Origin of the sequence: Acidovorax sp. T1, from assembly GCF_002176815.1 — a bacterium.
Lineage (GTDB): Bacteria > Pseudomonadota > Gammaproteobacteria > Burkholderiales > Burkholderiaceae_C > Acidovorax.
This window is the reverse complement of record NZ_CP021648.1, coordinates 2,799,986-2,817,461: the sequence shown is the minus strand read 5'-3', so window position 1 is coordinate 2,817,461 and position 17,476 is coordinate 2,799,986. Positions and strand designations below refer to the sequence as shown.

Below are 17,476 nucleotides of genomic sequence, written 5' to 3'. Positions count from 1 at the left end.
CCCGCACCTATCGTGGGTTGTGCAAGAAAGATATAAAAACAATAGCTGCTGGCGCTTATCCCATAAGCGCTAGAGGCCAATTTCTCTCAAACCTCCCAGAACGCCTCGATCAGCTCGCCCTGCGCGCATGTCAGGCCCCGGTGGGCGTGCTGCGTTGCAGGTTCAGCGCCAGCAGGCGGCGCAAAATTTCATCGTCCGCCATGTCTGCCGTGTAGTCCGCCCAGCCATAGGCCGCCGCCACCGCCGCGTCCAGCTGCGCGTGGGCAGCCGCCAGCCAGGCGGGGCGCTGGTTGTAGAGATTGGTCAGCGTGCGCTTGGCCAGGTCTTTCTCGAACCCCGGCTTGGGCACCGTGCGGTCGGGGTAGGGCGATGCGCTCAGGCCCAGCGGCACCACCTCGGGCACGCTGTCCGTCCACTCGGGCGGGTTCAGCCAGGCCTGGCGCAGGGTGTTCAGGCGCTGCGCGGCCTGGGCGATGGCCGTGGCCGCTTGGCGTGTTGGTATGGTTTTGATAGCTGCTTGCGCTTGCTGGACGGGCGCTAGAGGCTGATTTGGCTTTGAATCTCCTTCAACCAAGGCATTCGAGAGGTCAGCCGGAATCAGTGCGCCGCCGTCCACCGTTTCGGTGCGCTGGTGCGCGGTATCCAAGGGTGTGAGGCCTGCGGGGAAGGGGAAGGTTTCGAAGCAGGTGGTGGGGGTGTAGCGCGGCCGGTCTTCCAGCGAGGTGCCCATGCGCAGCGCCCAGAGTTCGTGGAAGCGGCTGTGGAGGATGCCGAAGGTGGTGTCGTCGGCGCGGGCGATGACGATTAACGCCTTATCCGGCAAAACGGATTTATCAATCCAGGTAAAGAAAAAATGCTTTTGATGTGCCGTGACAGCAAAGTAACGATCGAGTTTTTTTAGCGCCAAGCGCATTGCGATTCTTGGCTCTCCATGTTTCCACCAATTTTTCTTGTAGGTTTCCCTGGCGTTGCTTAAACGCTCTGGTTTGACGTGACTCTCTATGTATTGGAAGGGCAGTTCGTATAAAGCTGCATCTGATTCGGTCATGTCAACACCAAAGTCAATGATCCAACCATCACGATTTCTTCTGGTGAGATCAAGTCCATTCCAGCTGGGTTTCAAGACGTCACTATTGGGCCGTTGATTTGGGTTCGGAAATGCAAGCCAACTTCGAGCTAAATCACCGCTGATGTCGAATGCTCCTATTTTCTGGGAGCCTTGGAAGCTCCCCCTGCCGTTGGCTTGTATTGGACGTGCCAAATTGAGGTTGAGCGCTGAACCTGCTTCTTTGGATGCAGAAAGATCTGCAAAGATCTCTGCAACAGGCGCGCCATTCAATATTTGGGTGTCAGCCTTTTGAAATCCAAAACACACCAGCGACACGCGTACCGCTGCCCCTTCGTTTACCCACGGCTCATCGCTCCAGGCCTCGAAGATGCGGGTTTGCGCGCAGATTGCATCGAGCACCTTGCGGTTGGCGCCGCCGCGAATCGAGTTGGTAGTGACCAGCCCGGCGCGTTGCAAAGCCCCGGCCGCGATTTGTGCCCGCGCTTTCTCAAACCAGTAGCACACCAGGTCGGCAGCGCCGGGAACGGCGGATGCGTAAACGGCGTCCAGCGCTTGGACGTAGCGATCCCCTAATTCGCCACGCTTCTTGCTGCCGCCCAGAAACGGCGGGTTGCCGATGACCACGTCGGCGGTGGGCCAGGTTGCCTCTGTGGGTGTGGCGGCCGCGCCGGGTGATCCGGGATGGGGCGGGGTTCCGGTTTCGGGGTCAGAGCACGAGTTTTGCTGCGCAAAATCGTGATCCGACCCCGAAACCTGCGCTGCGCCTGGGGCGGGCGCTGGTGTCTGCGCTGCGTCTTGTTTTGGCGCTGCCTGCGCTGTGCCCCAGTCCAGCAGCGCATCGCGGCATTCGATGTGCTGCAGTGTGTCGAGCACGGGGTTGGTCTTGAACTCGTAGCCGTGCGCCAGGCGCCATTGCAGCTCGCCAATCCACACGGTTACGCGGGCCAGTTCGGCGGCGTATTCGTTCAGCTCGATGCCCAGCACGTTGTGCGGGCCGGTCACCAGGTCGGCCTCGCGGTCCAGGCCCAGCTCTGCGGCCTGCAGGTGGCTGTGGTGTTCCACGTCTTTCAGGCACTTGAGCGCGAGGTACAGAAAGTTGCCGCTGCCGCAGGCCGGGTCGAGGGCGCGGTAGTTTTTCAGGTCATCCAGCCAGGTGATGAACAGAGCGTGCGCTGCGCGGTAGTGTCTGTCGCCTTTTTTGGTGATTTTGGCCGCTAGCCCTTGTATCTGTTGCGCTAATAGCTCCCATTTTTGTAGCAATGGGCGGCGGATGACGGGGCCGATCAGCCGCTCGATGGTGGCCGGGTCGGTGTAGTGCGCGCCCAGCTGGCTGCGCTTGGCGGGGTCCAGGCCGCGCTCGAACAAGGTGCCGAAGATGGAGACGTCGATGGCGCTCCAGTTCAGGTCGGCGGCCCGGCGCAGCTCGGCCAGGTCGGGCGCGGAGAGGGGCGGCACGGCGATGGTCTGAAACAGGCCGCCGTTGAACCACGGAATGTCGTCCACGCCATACAGGCCGCCGCTTTGCATGGTGGTGAAAAGCTGCGTGAGGCCCTGGGTCAGCCGCTCGGGCGTGGCTTGCTGGTTGTTGAGCAACCGCTCGAACATGCGGCCGGGCAGCAGGCCCACGTCTTCGGCAAAAAAGCAGAACAGGCACTGCGTGAGAAAGTGCGCCACCTGGTTGGCACGCTGTTGCTGGCGGGCGGCGTCTTCATCCGCCGTGGCGCCGCGCTGGCGCAGGCCTTCGGCCAGGGCGGCAAAGCTTTGGGCGGCGGCTTCGGTGATGTCGCGGTTGGTCTGCCGGGGCTTGAAGCTGTCGGGCGCCAGCCAGATGCGGCGCAGCAGGGCCAGGTTGGCCGGTTGGTCCATTTCGGCAATGCGCACCTCGTGCGTGGCACTGGGGTGGCCGGTGAACTGGGTGTGGATGCGAATGCTGAGCCGGTCAGACACCACCAGAATGGGTGGGTTGGACAGCGCCAGGCTGTAGGTGAGCAGCTGCTTGAGCGCGGTGTCGAGGTTTTTGCCCGGCGCCTTGTTTTCCCACGCAAAAACGCCGCGCATGAAGACGTCGGCATAGCCCGTCTTGCCGCCGATGACGCTGCTTTTTTCTTCAAACCGGTAGCCCTCGGCACTGCCGGGTTTGGGCACGCCGAGCAGTTCGCACAGGTCCAGAAAATGGCTTTGCGCGCCTTGTTCTTCGTTGAGGGCGTAGGCGGGGCCGGGCACGCCACCGGGCGCGCCCCATTTGGCGATGAATTCTTGGGGGGTCATGGGCGGGGTGTTGGGAAGGGGGAGCGCTTCAGTAGCCGCGCAGAAGCATGTCCAGTGCGGTTTCAATTTCCAGCATTTGGGGCTTTCCGGTGGTACGGGGTTGGGATAACTCGTTGCGCAGGAAAACGGCAATGCCAAGGGGGTGCAGATGGGCGATTTGATCGTTCACTGCAATGGCGGGGTTGAAGCGTTCAGTCATGCCAGGAAAGGCACCCGGCACCGCCAGCGGAACGCAAACCCGTTCGGCAAAGCGGTAGAGCAGGTCGCTCTGGATGTCCATGACAAAGGGGAACGCGTGGCGGTCTTCTTCGATGGGGTTGTCGTAAATGTCGAGGCGCGCCATGGCTCATTTTTGTTGTTCTGCACGCCAGCGACGCACACGCTGCGAGTAGGGTTCGCGCTGCTCGGCCCAGGCGTTGTATTCGTCGATTTCGGTGGCGTGCTGTGAGGACCACTCGTGGGCCGCTGCGGCATAGCGGGCGGGCTCTTCCTGTGCGGCGAGGGTGGCGGGCACCACCTTGACCGGCATCAGCGTGATGGTGCCGTCGGGTGCCGTTTGCACGTCAAACAACTGCCCGGCGTATTTCTTGCCCAGCGATATCTGGCCGCTGGCGCCGACTTCCTTGAGCATGGCGTGATCCTTCCAAAATCGTCATGCCATCATGCGGCATGAAAATGCAGGGGTCAAGCCGGGGGCGTCAATGCCCCGCCAGCTTCTTGAGCTGGTACAGCGCATCCAGCGCCTCGCGCGGGCTTAAAGCGTCGGGGTGGATGGCGGCCAGCGCCGCCTCGACCGGGCTGGCGCCTGCGCTCTCGGGCATTTCGGGCGTGGCGAACAGGTCCACCTGCAATTCACCTTCGCCGGCGCGTTCTTCGAGTGCCGCCAGCGCATGGCGCGCGTGGTGCAGCACCGGGGCGGGCACGCCGGCCAGTTTGGCCACCTGGATGCCGTAGCTGCGGCTGGCGGGGCCGGGTTGCAGTTCGTGCAGAAACACGATGTCGGTGCCCGCCTCGGCGGCGGCCACATGCATGTTGACGGCGTGGCGCGCCTTGGCGGGCAGTTCGGTCAGCTCGAAGTAATGCGTGGCAAACAGCGTGAATGCACGGGTTTTGTCGTGCAGGTGCGTGGCAATGCCGCTGGCCAGGGCCAGGCCGTCAAACGTGCTGGTGCCGCGGCCGATTTCGTCCATCAGCACCAGGCTGTGGGGCGTGGCGGCGTGCAATATCTGCGCGGCTTCCACCATCTCCAGCATGAAGGTCGATTGCGCGTTGGCCAGGTCGTCGGCGGCGCCAATGCGGGTGTGGATGGCGTCAATCGGCCCCAGGCGGCAGCTGGCGGCGGGCACATGGCTGCCCATGCTGGCCAGCAGCACGATCAGCGCCACCTGCCGCATGTAGGTCGATTTACCGCCCATGTTGGGGCCGGTGATGACCTGCATGCGCGTGTTGGCGTTCAGCCGCGTGTGGTTGGCGATGAAGGCGCCGCTCGATGTTTCAGCCAGGCGCGCTTCGACCACGGGGTGGCGGCCGCCTTCGATCTCGATGCAGGGCTCGGGCACGAACTGCGGCGCGCACCAGTTCAGCGTGAGCGAGCGTTCGGCCAGCGCGCACAGCACATCCAACGTGGCAAGGGCCTGCGCCAGCCGGGTGAGCTGGGGGATGTGGGGCTGAAGCTGGTCAAGCACTTGCTCGTACAGCCATTTTTCGCGCGCCAGGGCGCGCTCGTTGGCAGACAGGGCCTTGTCTTCAAAGGTTTTCAGCTCGGGCGTGATGAAGCGCTCGGCGTTTTTCAGCGTCTGGCGGCGGCGGTAATCTTCGGGCACCTTGTCGAGGTGGCTGCCGGTCACTTCAATATAAAAGCCGTGCACTTTGTTGAACTGCACGCGCAAATTCGGAATGCCGGTGCGCGCCTTCTCGCGCGTTTCCAGGTCGAGCAAAAAGGCATCGCAGTTCGTCTGGATGGCGCGCAGCTCGTCCAGTTCGGCATCGAAGCCGCTGGCGATCACGCCGCCGTCGCGCACCAGGGCGGCGGGCTCTTCGGCAATGGCACGCTGCAGCAGTGCCGTGCATTCTGGGGGCGGCTGCAAGTGGCTGAAAATTTGGGCCAAATAGGGCTCTGGCGCTTGTGCAGTAAGCGCTAGTAGCTCTGATTTTTGTAGCGTCTTGCCCAAGCCCACCAACTCGCGCGGGCGCACCTGGCGCAGCGCGACGCGGGCGGTGATGCGCTCCACATCGCTCACGCCTTTCAGTTCCGCCCGCAAGGTGGCCCAGGGGCCCGAGCCACCGCCCGCGCCGCCCGCCCCGCGCAGGGCGGTGGTGGCAGACAGGCGCCGGCGCGCCTCGGTGCGGTCGCGCCGGGGTTCGAGCAGCCAGGTTTTCAGCAGGCGGCTGCCCATGCCGGTCATGCAGGTGTCGAGCAGCGAAAAGAGCGTGGGCGCATCGTCGCCGCGCAGGGTTTTGACGAGTTCAAGGTTGCGGCGCGTGCTGGCGGGCAGGTCGATCAGGTCATCACCGCGCTGCACCTGCACGCTGTGCACATGGGTGAGCTGGCGGCCCTGGGTGTGCTCGGCGTATTGCAGCAGCGCGGCGGCGGCGGCATGGGCCTCGCCCATGTCTTGTGCGCCCCAGGCCTGCAGGCTGGCGGCGCCCAGGTGTTCGAGCAGCTTGCGCGCGCCCAAGGCGCTGTCAAATTGCCAGTCGGGCCGGGGGCTCAGGGGGCAGGTGAAGGCGCCGCTTTGGCGCAGCACTTGCAACTGTTGCTCGAAGCGGTCGGTCACGCCGGCGCTGTAGATCAGCTCGCTGGGGGCCACGCGCGCCAGCCAGGCGCCCAGTTCGTCGTGCGCGCATTCGGCCAGGAACACGCGGCCCTGCGTCACGCTGAGCCACGCCAGGCCACAGCGCGCGCGCGGCGCCTGGTGCACGGCCAGCAGCAGCGACTCGGACTTGTCAGACAGCAGCTCGGTATCGGTCAGCGTGCCGGGCGTGACCACGCGCACCACCTTGCGCTCCACCGGGCCCTTGGCCGCGCCCACCTCGCCCACCTGCTCGGCAATGGCCACCGACTCGCCCATCTTGATCAGGCGCGCCAGGTAATTCTCCAGCGCATGAAACGGCACCCCCGCCATCACCACCGGCTGGCCGCCCGACTGCCCGCGCTGCGTGAGCGTGATGTCGAGCAGGCGCGCCGCCTTTTCAGCGTCTTGCCAGAACAACTCGTAAAAATCGCCCATGCGGTAGAACAGGAGCGTTTCGGGGTACCCGGCCTTGAGGGCCAGGTACTGCTGCATCATAGGGGTGTGGTCTGAGTAGTCTTTTTCGACAACTTGCTTTTGGTCGTAAGTTGTTGAATTTTCGTTATTTTTTACCACTGCTCAGCTTTCTTGTATTGCCATGAACCGCAAAGAATTACGGCTTTTGCGTAGCAAGAATGTAGCAAAATGAAGACCTCCATCGCCCATTTTTGGGTGGATATATGTGCTTCATTTTCACGCGCGACAACCTCCAAAAACTGGCCCGAGCCGTGCGCCCTGTGGTGGCTAGCGGCAAGATGGCCAGTTTGACTGACATTGATGAACTGCCTCCGTCGTGAATTGAAATCCCGCTGGGTGAGAAGATCGCGACACGCTTGAATGCTGCATTTCGCCTGCTAGACTGACCCGCCGATCAGGCGCTTGGGGGAGTGCACTGGGTTTGCGCCTTGCTCGTCCCTGCCAAGGAGTCAGTGCCTGATGTATCCACCGTTCAACGCACTCAGGCGCGCATGCTCAAACTTGAAGAAATCGCTAAGGACGCGCAAATCACCGGGCTGGTCCCTGATGAGGTCGTCAAGGTTGTCAACGTCGAAGAGATAGGCCCCAGTGCCCGCCTTGTGGCCTACCGCAATGCCCAAGGCAAGCTTGATGAGCAGACCATCTTCCGCAACGACGAGCATCGCTTGTCCCTGGCCGTGGCAGGCAAGGCATGGGCTTTCGATGCTGAGCCCGCTGCCTTCAAGCTGGCATTGGAGGCCTATCGCATCAGCCTGGCCCACCTGTTTGACCCCTTGATGGCGGTGCACACATCCAATGTGGAGCCCCTGCCGCACCAGATTTCCGCCGTTTACGAATCCATGCTCCCGCGCCAGCCGCTGCGCTTTGTGCTGGCCGACGACCCCGGAGCAGGCAAGACCGTGATGGCGGGCCTGCTGATCAGAGAAATGACCCTGCGTGCCGACGCCCGGCGCGTGCTCATCGTCTCTCCTGGTTCCCTGACGGAGCAGTGGCAAGACGAACTGCGCGAGAAATTCGGACTGGACTTCGAGCTGTTCAGCCGCGAAAAGCAGGAGCAGTGCCACAGCCGCAACTACTTTGCCGAACAAGACCGCCTGATTGCCCGCCTCGACCAACTTTCGCGCAGCGAGGAATACCAGCAGCTCTTGGCCCAGACCGAGTGGGACCTGATCGTGGTGGACGAGGCCCACAAGATGTCGGCCAACTACTTCGGCAACAAGGTCAACGAGACAGGCCGATTCAAGCTGGGCAAGTTCTTGGGCGGTCTCACGCGCCACTATTTGCTGATGACGGCCACGCCCCACAACGGCAAGGAAGAAGACTTTCAGCTGTTCATGTCGCTGCTGGACGGTGACCGCTTCTATGGCAAGTTCCGCGAGGGTGCCCACAAGGTGGATATCACCGACATGATGCGCCGCATGGTCAAGGAAGAGCTGCTGCGCTTTGACGGCAAGCCCCTGTTCCCAGAGCGTTGTGCGTACACGGTCAACTACACCCTGTCAGATGCCGAGGTGCTGCTGTACGACCAGGTCACCGACTACGTGCGCAACGAAATGGACCGCGCGGACCGGCTGGACGGCAAACGCAAGGGCACCGTGGGTTTTGCCCTGACCCAGTTGCAGCGCCGCTTGGCATCCAGCCCGCAGGCCATCTACACATCGCTGTCACGCCGGCGCAAAAAGCTCGAAGCGCGCCTAGACGAGCTGCAACTCAAAGCCCGCGCTGACGTGCTGCGCGAGAACTTGGGTGAATACGTCGTCAAGCGACAGCTGGACTTGCCCGAAGACCTTGATGACGCTGCCGACGAACTCAGCGCCGAGGAATACGAAGCAGTGGCCGACCAAGTGGTGGACCAGGCCACTGCCGCCGAGACCATTCCTGAGCTGCAAGCCGAAATCCTGATCCTGCGGGAGCTGGAAGGTGCCGCTGCATCCGTCGTGCAATCGCGCAGCGACCGCAAGTGGGAAGAGTTTTCGCGCCTGCTGCAGGGCGACCCCGAAATGCGCACCGCCGATGGCCGCCGGCGCAAAATCATCGTGTTCACCGAGCACCGCGACACGCTCAACTACCTGCTGCTGCGCATCCGCGACACGCTGGGCAGTGAGCAGGCTGTGGTCACCATCCACGGCGGCATCAACCGCGATGACCGGCGCAAGGTGCAAGAGGCATTCCGCAACGATCCCGACGTGCTGGTGCTGCTGGCCACCGACGCAGCGGGCGAGGGCGTCAACCTGCAAAACGCCAACCTCATGGTCAATTACGACCTGCCCTGGAACCCCAACCGCATGGAGCAGCGCTTTGGCCGCATCCACCGCATTGGCCAGCGCGAGGTGTGCCACCTGTGGAATCTGGTGGCGGCCCAGACCCGTGAGGGCGAGGTGTTCAACTGCCTGCTTGAAAAGCTGGCCGTGGAGCGCGAGGCCTTGGGCGGGCGGGTGTTCAACGTGCTGGGCGAGGCTTTCGACAACATCTCGCTCAAAGACCTGCTCATCGACGCCATTCGCTACGGCGAAAAGCCCGAAACCCGCGCCCGCATGGAGCAGGTTATCGGCCAGGCGCTGGACACCCAGCACCTGAAAGACCTGATGGCCCGCAATGCCCTGGTCGAAAACCACATGAGCCTGGACGACCTCTATGCCATCCGCGAGGAGATGGACAAGGCCGAGGCCCGCAAGCTCCAACCGCATTTCATCAGCGCATTCTTCCGCGAGGCATTCCGGGTGGTGGGTGGCGAGCTGCGCGACCGCGAGGCGGGCCGCTACGAGGTGCGCCACGTTCCTCCTGATGTCATGGAGCGCGACCGTGTGATCGGCCACACCCGCACCCCCGTGCTGAAAAAGTACGAGCGCATTTGCTTCGACCGCGAGCACCGCACCATCTACGGCAAACCCACGGCAGAACTGGTGCACCCAGGCCACCCCCTCATGGCCGCCGTGACCGACCTGGTGCTGTCCAGCCACCGCAGCCTGCTCAAACGCGGCGCCATCCTGGTGGACCCGCACGACGACAGCACCGAGCCGCGCGTGCTGTTCATGCTGGACCACAGCGTGCGCGAAACCGCCGCACCCAACGGCAGCACCCCGCGCGACGTTTCCCGCCGATTGCAGTTTGTGGAAATGACGGCGGACGGCAACGCCGCGCCAGCGCCGTTTGCCCGCCACCTTGACCTGGTGCCCATCACCACCGCCGAGTCTGCCCAGGTGGCCGACGTGTTGCAGGCCGATTGGGTGACGCACCACATCGAAGCCCGTGCCCTGGCCTATGCCGTGGAACACCTGGTGCCCGAGCACACGCAAGAAGTCGCCAGCCGCCGCGAACGCCAGGCCGACAAGCAACTGGCCGCCGTGCGCGAGCGCCTGGTCAAAGAAATCCAATACTGGTCAGACCGTGCCATCCGGCTGGACATGGACGTGCGCGCAGGCAAGCAACCCCGCCTGCAACCCGAGAACGCCCGCCGCCGTGCCGAAGAGTTGAGTGCACGCCTCAAACAGCGCACAGCCGAACTCCAAGCCATGCGCAACGTGGCGTCTGGCACACCCAACGTGATCGGCGGGGCGCTCGTCATCCCCGCAGGGTTGTTGGCCCAGCGCAGCGGTGTGCCCGATTTCAGTGTGGACGCAGCAGCCCGTGCCCGCATCGAGCGCATTGCCATGCAAGCCGTGTTGGACGCCGAACACGCGCTGGGCCACCGCACCAAAGACGTATCTGCCGAAAAATGCGGCTGGGACATCACCGCCTACGTCGAGCAGCCCGAGGGGCTGGCGTTGGAGCACCACATTGAAGTCAAAGGCCGCGCCAAGGGGCAGGACACCATCACCGTCACCAGCAACGAAATCCGCCATGGGTTGAACCAGAAGGACAAGTTCGTGTTGGCTGTGGTGGTGGTGGACGGCGACAGTGCCGAATCGGTGAACTACATTTCCATGCCCTTCACCAAGGAACCTGACTGGGCCGAGGCCAGCAAAAATCTGGACTTAGGATTGCTGCTGAACAGAGCCTTGGCGCCCAAGGTGTTCCATGGTTAGACAAGGCCGCCACAAATCCAGAGGGCATGCGCCATGCGATTGAAAACCGTCACGCTGAAAAATTTCCGCTGCTTTGAATCCCTGACGCTGGACCTGCACCCGCAACTCACTGTCATCGTGGGCAACAACGGGGCCGGCAAGACGGCGCTGTTGGATGGCGTCGCAACTGCGCTGACGCCCGTGCTGACCCATCTTTCTTCTGCCAACCAGCGTCTGAGTGGTCGCGGCTTCAAAGACGCTGATTTTCGAATTGAAGGGTACGCTGGACGAGGTGGGAAAACTCAATGGGCCAAAGCTGATTTCGCGCAGGTCATGGTTGAAACCTATGACGAGTTGCGCTGGGACTACTGGAAACCGTCTGGTAACGCAAAGGGTGTGGAGCCCCCACAGAAGTGGGGCGAAACCCAATTAAAGGATCGGCTGAGCGCCATTTATGCCAGCTATAAGACGACGCACCCACTCTTGACCCCTACCTTTGCCTACTATGGGGCTAGCCGAGGCAGTATCAAAGTGCCCGAGCGTTTGCGTGAGGCTAAGCTGAACTACGAACATCCCACAGCCGCGCTCTACGACTGCCTGGACCCCGCCAGCGACTTTCGCGAAATGCTGGAATGGTTTGACCTTGAAGAGTCCTCCGAGCTGCGCGAAAACAAGGGTGCGGTCAACGATAACTTCATGCCATTCAGCTCTTTGGAGGCAGTACGTGCCGCTGTGGTCGGGCTGCTGGGGCAATATCGCAACCCTCACTTCAACAGCAAGCACAAATTCATGCTGACCCGCGAGAGTGATGGTGCGCCCATGTTGGTGGAACAACTCAGCCAAGGCTATCAAAGCATGTTGGCCTTGGCCATGGACTTCGCGCGTCGCCTGGCGATCGCGAACCCACATCTGGAATACGACGATGAAGACTATGCGGTTCAGGTTATTCACCAGGCCATAGACCAATTGGCCGCGCTTGGCGTGGTCTCGGCAGAGCCGTTCCAGCAGTCCTTGCGCATGAGCGCACCAGCCATCATGCTGGTGGACGAAATCGACTTGCACCTCCATCCGTCATGGCAGCAGCGGGTCTTGCAAGACTTGATGCGGACCTTCCCATTGACCCAATTCATCGTCACCACCCACAGCCCACAAGTGCTCAGCACCATCCGGCGCGAAAACATCCGCGTCCTTAGCGGCAGCACCGCTGAAATGCCTTTGGCTTCCACCTATGGCCAGCCCAGCGGCGATGTCATGCACAGCGTGATGTTGGTAGATCCACAGCCTCCCATAGAAGAGAAGCAAACCATCGACCGTCTGACGGAGCTGGTCGATCAGGGGCATTGGAGTGGTGCCGAGGCGCAGCGCCTCTTGCAGCAATTGACTCAGACGCTAGGGCCAGAAAACGCTCGTTTGCAGCAGTTGCGACGCAGTATCCAGCGTCAGGAGGCTCTTGCCGGATTGAGTAAGCAATGAGAAGCATCGCTAAGCAAGGCACGGGTGGCTACCACCTCAATCAATCACACGGCAACCCACCTCAAACGCCTGGTCAGGCCACCAGCCGCTGGGGCTCGTTTGGCCACAAACAGGACGTGATGGAGCGCCTGCTGCATGAGCAGTATCAACTGTGCTGTTACAGCGAGTTCAGGCCTGATGAAGAAGGTTTGGGCTATCACATCGAGCACATCGAAAACAAAAGCCAGAACCCGGCGCGCACCTTTGATTACAGTAATCTCGCTGCCAGCGCCTTGGACAGTGAAACCGGCTTGCAGCAACTGAAAAAGCCCGACCCGGCAGCGCCTGATGCCGTGTTTGGTGGCCATGCTGCTGGCAAACGTGACAGCGTAGACCTTGCCTTGTTTGTCTCGTGCCACCAACCCGACTGCCACCGCTACTTTGCCTATTTGCCCACCGATGGGCGCGTGGTTCCGCGCGAAGACCTGTCTGAGCAGGACAAAGCCAAGGCCGACTACACCATTCGTTTGCTCAACCTCAACAGCCCGTTCTTGTTAACCCGCCGTCGCCAGTGGGCGCAAGAACTTCAACGCTTGTTTGATGAACATGCCGATCATGGTTGGAGTGTGCTCCACCTCGCCCAGATAGACCTGCTTCCCACCAACGGCAAGCTCAACCGGTTTTTCAGCCTAACCCGTCAGTTTTATGGCGCTATGGCTGAACAAACTTTGGCCCAACACGCGCCTGCATTGGTTTAAATCTGTACATGTCCTCCATCCGCTCCCCCAAAAAACTCATCGAAGTCGCCCTGCCGCTGGACGACATCAACGTGGCCAGCGCCCGCGAAAAGTCCATTCGCCACGGTCACCCGAGCACGCTGCACCTGTGGTGGGCGCGCCGCCCACTAGCCGCAGCGCGGGCCGTCATCTTTGCGCAGATGGTGAACGACCCCGGTGGCGAGCGCGGCTACTACGCTGGCAAAACCAAGGCCCAGGCCGATGCCGAGCGCGAAGAGCTGTTCCAGATCATGCGCGAGCTGGTGCTTTGGGAAAACACCAACAACGAAGAAGTGCTGGGCCGTGCCCGCGCCGCCATTGCCAAGAGCTGGCGCGAAACCTGTGCACTCAACCCTGGCAAGCCCGGCTTTGACCCCGAAGTGCTGCCAGCCTTTCACGACCCCTTTGCTGGTGGCGGTGCGCTGCCGCTCGAAGCGCAGCGCCTGGGGCTTGAAAGCTACGCCAGCGACCTGAACCCCGTGGCCGTGACCATCAACAAGGCCATGATCGAGATACCGCCGAAGTTCGCGGGCCGTGCCCCGGTGGGGCCGGAGATTGAGTCCGAGCGTGGCACCAAGAAGGGCACGCGCAACGCCTTTGAGGATTGGAGTGGTGCCCGTGGCTTGGCCGAAGACGTGCGACGCTATGGCGCATGGATGCGGGAGCAGGCCCAACAGCGCATCGGTCACCTGTATCCAACGATACGCATTACTCCTGAATTGATAGCTGCTAACGCTTGTGAGATAAGCGCTGACGGCCAAAAAGACTTGAAGAACAGTGGCCTCGCCAGTTTGCAGCCGGGGCAAGAGCTCACTGTGATTGCCTGGCTGTGGGCGCGCACCGTGAAAAGCCCCAACCCGGCGTACAGCCATGTGGATGTGCCCTTGGCCAGCAGCTTTATTTTGAGCAGCAAAGCGGGTAAGGAGGCTTATGTGCATCCGGTCATGGAAGGCGACCGCTACCGCTTTGAGGTGCGTACGGGGCTGCCACCAGAGAGCGCACAAGACGGCACCAAGCTGGGGCGCGGCGCAAATTTTCGCTGCCTCATGTCAAACACGCCGATTGAACCCGCTTACATCAAGGCCGAAGGAACTGCCGGTCGCATTGGCATCAAGCTTATGGCGATCGTGGCTGAGGGTGCACGTAACCGCGTATATCTCGCACCCACACCAGAACATGAATCCGCTGCTCAGCAGGCACAGAGGGGGTGGAAGCCTGAAACCACTTTGCCCGATGACCCGCGCAACTTTTGGACGCCAGCCTACGGCTTGACAACCTATGGCGACCTGTTCACGCCCCGCCAATTGATGGCGCTGAACACATTTTCCGATCTTGTGCCCGAAGCCATCACTCGTATCCGCGCCGACGCCCTGGCCACAGGCATTCCCGATGATGGACGAGGGCTGGATGCTGGGGGCAACGGAGCTACTGCATATGCCCAGGCGGTTGGGGTTTATCTGGGGATTGCGTTGAGTCGTTTGACCGATATCTGCAATGCGCTGTGCCGTTGGGAAAGCAGCAAAACCCAGGTACGAAATTTGTTCGGCAGGCAATCCATTCCGATGATGTGGGACTTCGCGGAAAACAACGTTTTTGCGGAGGCAGCGGGGGATTACGGTGTGAGCCTTGGCAACATGGTTCGTGCGCTTTTGGAGTTGCCGGCAGTTGGTGATGGTTTGGCCATCCAATCTGACGCTCAATCCCAAACGGTTAGCGCGAACAAAGTCATCTCCACCGACCCACCGTATTACGACAACATCGGTTATGCCGACTTGTCCGATTTTTTCTATGTTTGGCTGCGCCGTAGTCTGCGGCCCATCTTCCCGAATCTCTATGCCACACTGGCCGTGCCCAAGGCCGAAGAGCTGATTGCCACGCCGTATCGCCACGGCAGTAAAGAGAAGGCAGAGATTTTTTTCCTGGATGGCATGACCGCAGCCATGCACAACCTGGCAGCACAGGCGCATTCGGCGTTTCCCGTCACCATCTACTACGCTTTCAAGCAAAGCGACACCAAGGACGAAGGCAGTAGCACCCATAGCACTGGCTGGGAGACATTCTTGGAGGCTGTGTTGCGTGCAGGATTTACGCTGACCGGCACTTGGCCCATGCGCACTGAATTGGGCAATCGGATGATTGGATCGGGCACCAATGCTCTGGCATCCAGCATCGTTCTGGTGTGCCGACAGCGTGATTCCAGCGCCGAGACCATCAGCCGCCGCGAGTTTCAACGCCAGTTGCGCGAGCACTTGCCCGAAGCGCTGGAAACCATGATTGGCGGCACCAGCGGCCAAAGTCCGATTGCTCCGGTCGATTTGGCGCAGGCAGCCATTGGCCCCGGCATGGCGATTTACAGCCAGTACGCGGGCGTGCTGAACCAAGACGGCACGCCCATGCGCGTGCACGATGCGCTGGTTCTCATCAACCGCGAAATCACCGAGTACCTGACGCCCGACGCGGGCAGTTTTGACGCTGACACGTTGTTTTGTAACAGCTGGTTCGAGCAATACGGCTGGGCCGAGGGGCCGTTTGGCGAGGCTGATGTGTTGGCCCGTGGCAAAGGCACCAGCGTGCAGGGTGTGGCGCAAGCAGGCATTGCCGACAGCGGCGCAGGCAAGGTGCGCCTGCTGCGCTGGGCCGACTACCAGGCTGGCTGGGACCCCAAGCTGGATGCCCGCAACCCAGTGTGGGAGGCCACGCACCACCTGATTCGCGCTCTCAACACCCAGGGCGAAGCCGCAGCCGGCGCCCTGCTAGCCGCCATGCCCGACAAGGCCGAGCCCATTCGCCAACTGGCCTATCACCTCTATACCTTGTGCGAGCGCAAGAAGTGGGCCGAGGATGCGCGGGCCTACAACGAACTGATCACCGCCTGGCACGCTGTGCTGGAAGCATCTCGCGAGCAGGGACCCCGTGGGGAGCAGTTGGGGTTTGATGCCTGAACGCGCAGCAAGGAACAAAGATGCTCAAAGCACTCAAAGTCAGTAATTTCACCGTGTTCGGCAGCGACGTGGAGTTCATGTTTTCACCAGGCTTAAACGTCATCGTTGGCGAGAACGGTGCGGGCAAGACCCATGTGCTCAAACTGGGCTACCTGTTTTCGCGTGCGTGGCCCGATCTCACAGCCCAACGGCTTGCGGTGAACAAGGAGCGTGCGCAGGCGTACTTGGCGGAGCGCCTGGCTGACTTGTTTCAAGTGTCCGATCTTTCGGCCTTGATACGACGCAACACCAAAGGCGGCGCGGTATTGCAAGCACAGGTCGATGGCCACATTCCCACCGTGCAGGTTCGCATGCCGGATGAGCCGGAGTTCACCTCACCAGGGTTGCCGGAAGCCATGCCGTGGAAGGTGCAGATTCAACGAAAGGACCAGTCTGGACTGCTCAAAGCCACGGTGCTGCCAGACGAAGTGCCAGACGCCGCAGCACGGAATGCTTTTTTGCCGCAGCAGGTGCTGGTGCCCAGTAAGGAGATGGTTTCCCTGTTTAAGGGGTTGATCGGACTGTTCGACAAGTACCGTGACTTCCCGTTGGACATCAGCTACCGCGATTTGGCCGTCGCCATGTCCACATTGGAGCCACGCGACAGACCGCCTTTGATGTCGGATGTAGCCCAGCGCATGCAGAGCCTATTGGGCGGAGACTTGAAGTTGGAAAAGGGAGAGTTGGTCTTCGAGCGCGCTGACGGATCGCAAATGGACATTTCTTTGATGGCAGAGGGCTATCGCAAGCTGGCCATGCTCATTTATCTGCTGCGTTACGGCGTGGTGGAGCGTGGCTCTACCTTGTTTTGGGACGAGCCAGAGGCCAACCTAAACCCCGCCGCGTTGAAGCTGCTGGCCGAGGCCTTGTATGCACTGGGTAGCGCTGGGGTTCAGGTGGTTGTGGCTACGCACAGTCTCTTCTTGCTGCGCGAGTTCGAGATTTTGCAGATGGGTTCAGCGCAAGGACATGCCCGCTTGGTTCCTAACAAGTACTTTGGATTGGGTCGCCAGAAGAAAGATGGCCCGGTTTCCGTGACTCAAAGCACGGACATCGCTGACATCGAGCCTCTGGTTCTGCTGGATGAGAGCTTGCAGCAGAGCGACAGGTACATGGAGGCGAACCCATGAGCCAGACGGCAGATGTGGATGGCATGCGCCTGACCATGCCTGCGGGGTGGTGGGTGTGGAAATACGATGATTCCGATTTTCACCAGACGCAGTTCCAGAACTTTGCGGGTGGCGTCAAGGCCATGGATGCCATTGCGCTCGACCCTGCTGCACAAACCTTGTGGCTGATCGAGCTCAAAGACTACCGGCAGAACAAGCGGCGAAAACCCAGCTCCGTATTTGCCGAAGTGGCGGGCAAGGCACGCGATACCTTGGCAGGTTTGGCGGTTGCGCGCGTCAGTGCGCAGGCGCAACAGGAGCGCGCGTTGGCGCAGCAGGCGCTGGGGTCTAGGCAAATTCGTGTGGCGCTGCAATTGGCCCAATCAGCGCGGCCCCACCGGCTGTTTCCGCAAGTGGTAGAGCCCGCCGATGCGGGTCTCCAATTGCGTAGAGCGGTCAAGCAAGTGGACGCGGCACCGGTTTGTGCCGTTGGTAGCTTGGGACAACACAACAACATGCTGCCGTGGAATACGGTTGCCATTTGAAAT

At 61.4% G+C, this 17,476-nt stretch carries 10 protein-coding genes; 6 read left to right on the top strand and 4 right to left on the bottom strand.

The genetic code is table 11. The features are described from left to right. Positions 1-130: 130 nt before the first annotated feature. The 4 genes from CCX87_RS21335 to mutS all read right to left on the bottom strand — a co-directional run bounded on the left by CCX87_RS21335 (position 131) and on the right by mutS (position 6,627). Positions 131-3,337 (bottom strand): class I SAM-dependent DNA methyltransferase, encoded by a 3,207-nt coding sequence (locus CCX87_RS21335; RefSeq protein WP_087746928.1) that lies wholly within the window; start codon positions 3,335-3,337, stop codon positions 131-133. A gap of 28 nt (positions 3,338-3,365) precedes the next feature. Next, entirely contained in the window at positions 3,366-3,680 is a 315-nt protein-coding gene (locus CCX87_RS13210) for a CcdB family protein (protein ID WP_087746926.1), read from the bottom strand. A gap of 3 nt (positions 3,681-3,683) precedes the next feature. Further along, positions 3,684-3,968 carry a hypothetical protein gene (locus CCX87_RS13205; RefSeq protein ID WP_087746923.1) on the bottom strand — a complete coding sequence of 95 codons (285 nt, stop codon included), beginning with the start codon at positions 3,966-3,968 and terminating at the stop codon, positions 3,684-3,686. Positions 3,969-4,035: 67 nt separating this feature from the next. Then, on the bottom strand, positions 4,036-6,627 hold the full coding sequence (gene mutS / locus CCX87_RS13200) for a DNA mismatch repair protein MutS (protein ID WP_087746920.1): 2,592 nt from the start codon (positions 6,625-6,627) through the stop codon (positions 4,036-4,038). A gap of 470 nt (positions 6,628-7,097) precedes the next feature. On the opposite strand from mutS, the gene CCX87_RS13195 reads away from it, so the two are divergent. Genes CCX87_RS13195 through CCX87_RS13170 form a run of 6 tightly spaced genes read left to right on the top strand, consistent with a single transcriptional unit; the run spans position 7,098 to position 17,473 of the window. After that, entirely contained in the window at positions 7,098-10,631 is a 3,534-nt protein-coding gene (locus CCX87_RS13195; protein ID WP_087746918.1) for a helicase-related protein, read from the top strand. A gap of 33 nt (positions 10,632-10,664) precedes the next feature. Next, positions 10,665-12,083, top strand: a complete 1,419-nt coding sequence (locus CCX87_RS13190) for an AAA family ATPase (protein WP_087746915.1) — start codon at positions 10,665-10,667, stop codon at positions 12,081-12,083. Then, a complete protein-coding gene (locus CCX87_RS13185) occupies positions 12,080-12,820 on the top strand; it encodes a retron system putative HNH endonuclease (protein WP_087746912.1) in 741 nt (246 codons plus the stop codon). Before CCX87_RS13190 ends, CCX87_RS13185 begins: the two co-directional genes overlap by 4 nt. A gap of 8 nt (positions 12,821-12,828) precedes the next feature. Next, positions 12,829-15,780, top strand: a complete 2,952-nt coding sequence (locus CCX87_RS13180; protein WP_087746908.1) for a DUF1156 domain-containing protein — start codon at positions 12,829-12,831, stop codon at positions 15,778-15,780. A 20-nt stretch (positions 15,781-15,800) separates the two neighbouring features. Beyond that, positions 15,801-16,949 carry an AAA family ATPase gene (locus CCX87_RS13175; protein ID WP_087746905.1) on the top strand — a complete coding sequence of 383 codons (1,149 nt, stop codon included), beginning with the start codon at positions 15,801-15,803 and terminating at the stop codon, positions 16,947-16,949. Continuing rightward, positions 16,946-17,473 carry a hypothetical protein gene (locus tag CCX87_RS13170; RefSeq protein WP_087746903.1) on the top strand — a complete coding sequence of 176 codons (528 nt, stop codon included), beginning with the start codon at positions 16,946-16,948 and terminating at the stop codon, positions 17,471-17,473. Before CCX87_RS13175 ends, CCX87_RS13170 begins: the two co-directional genes overlap by 4 nt. Positions 17,474-17,476 lie beyond the last annotated feature (3 nt).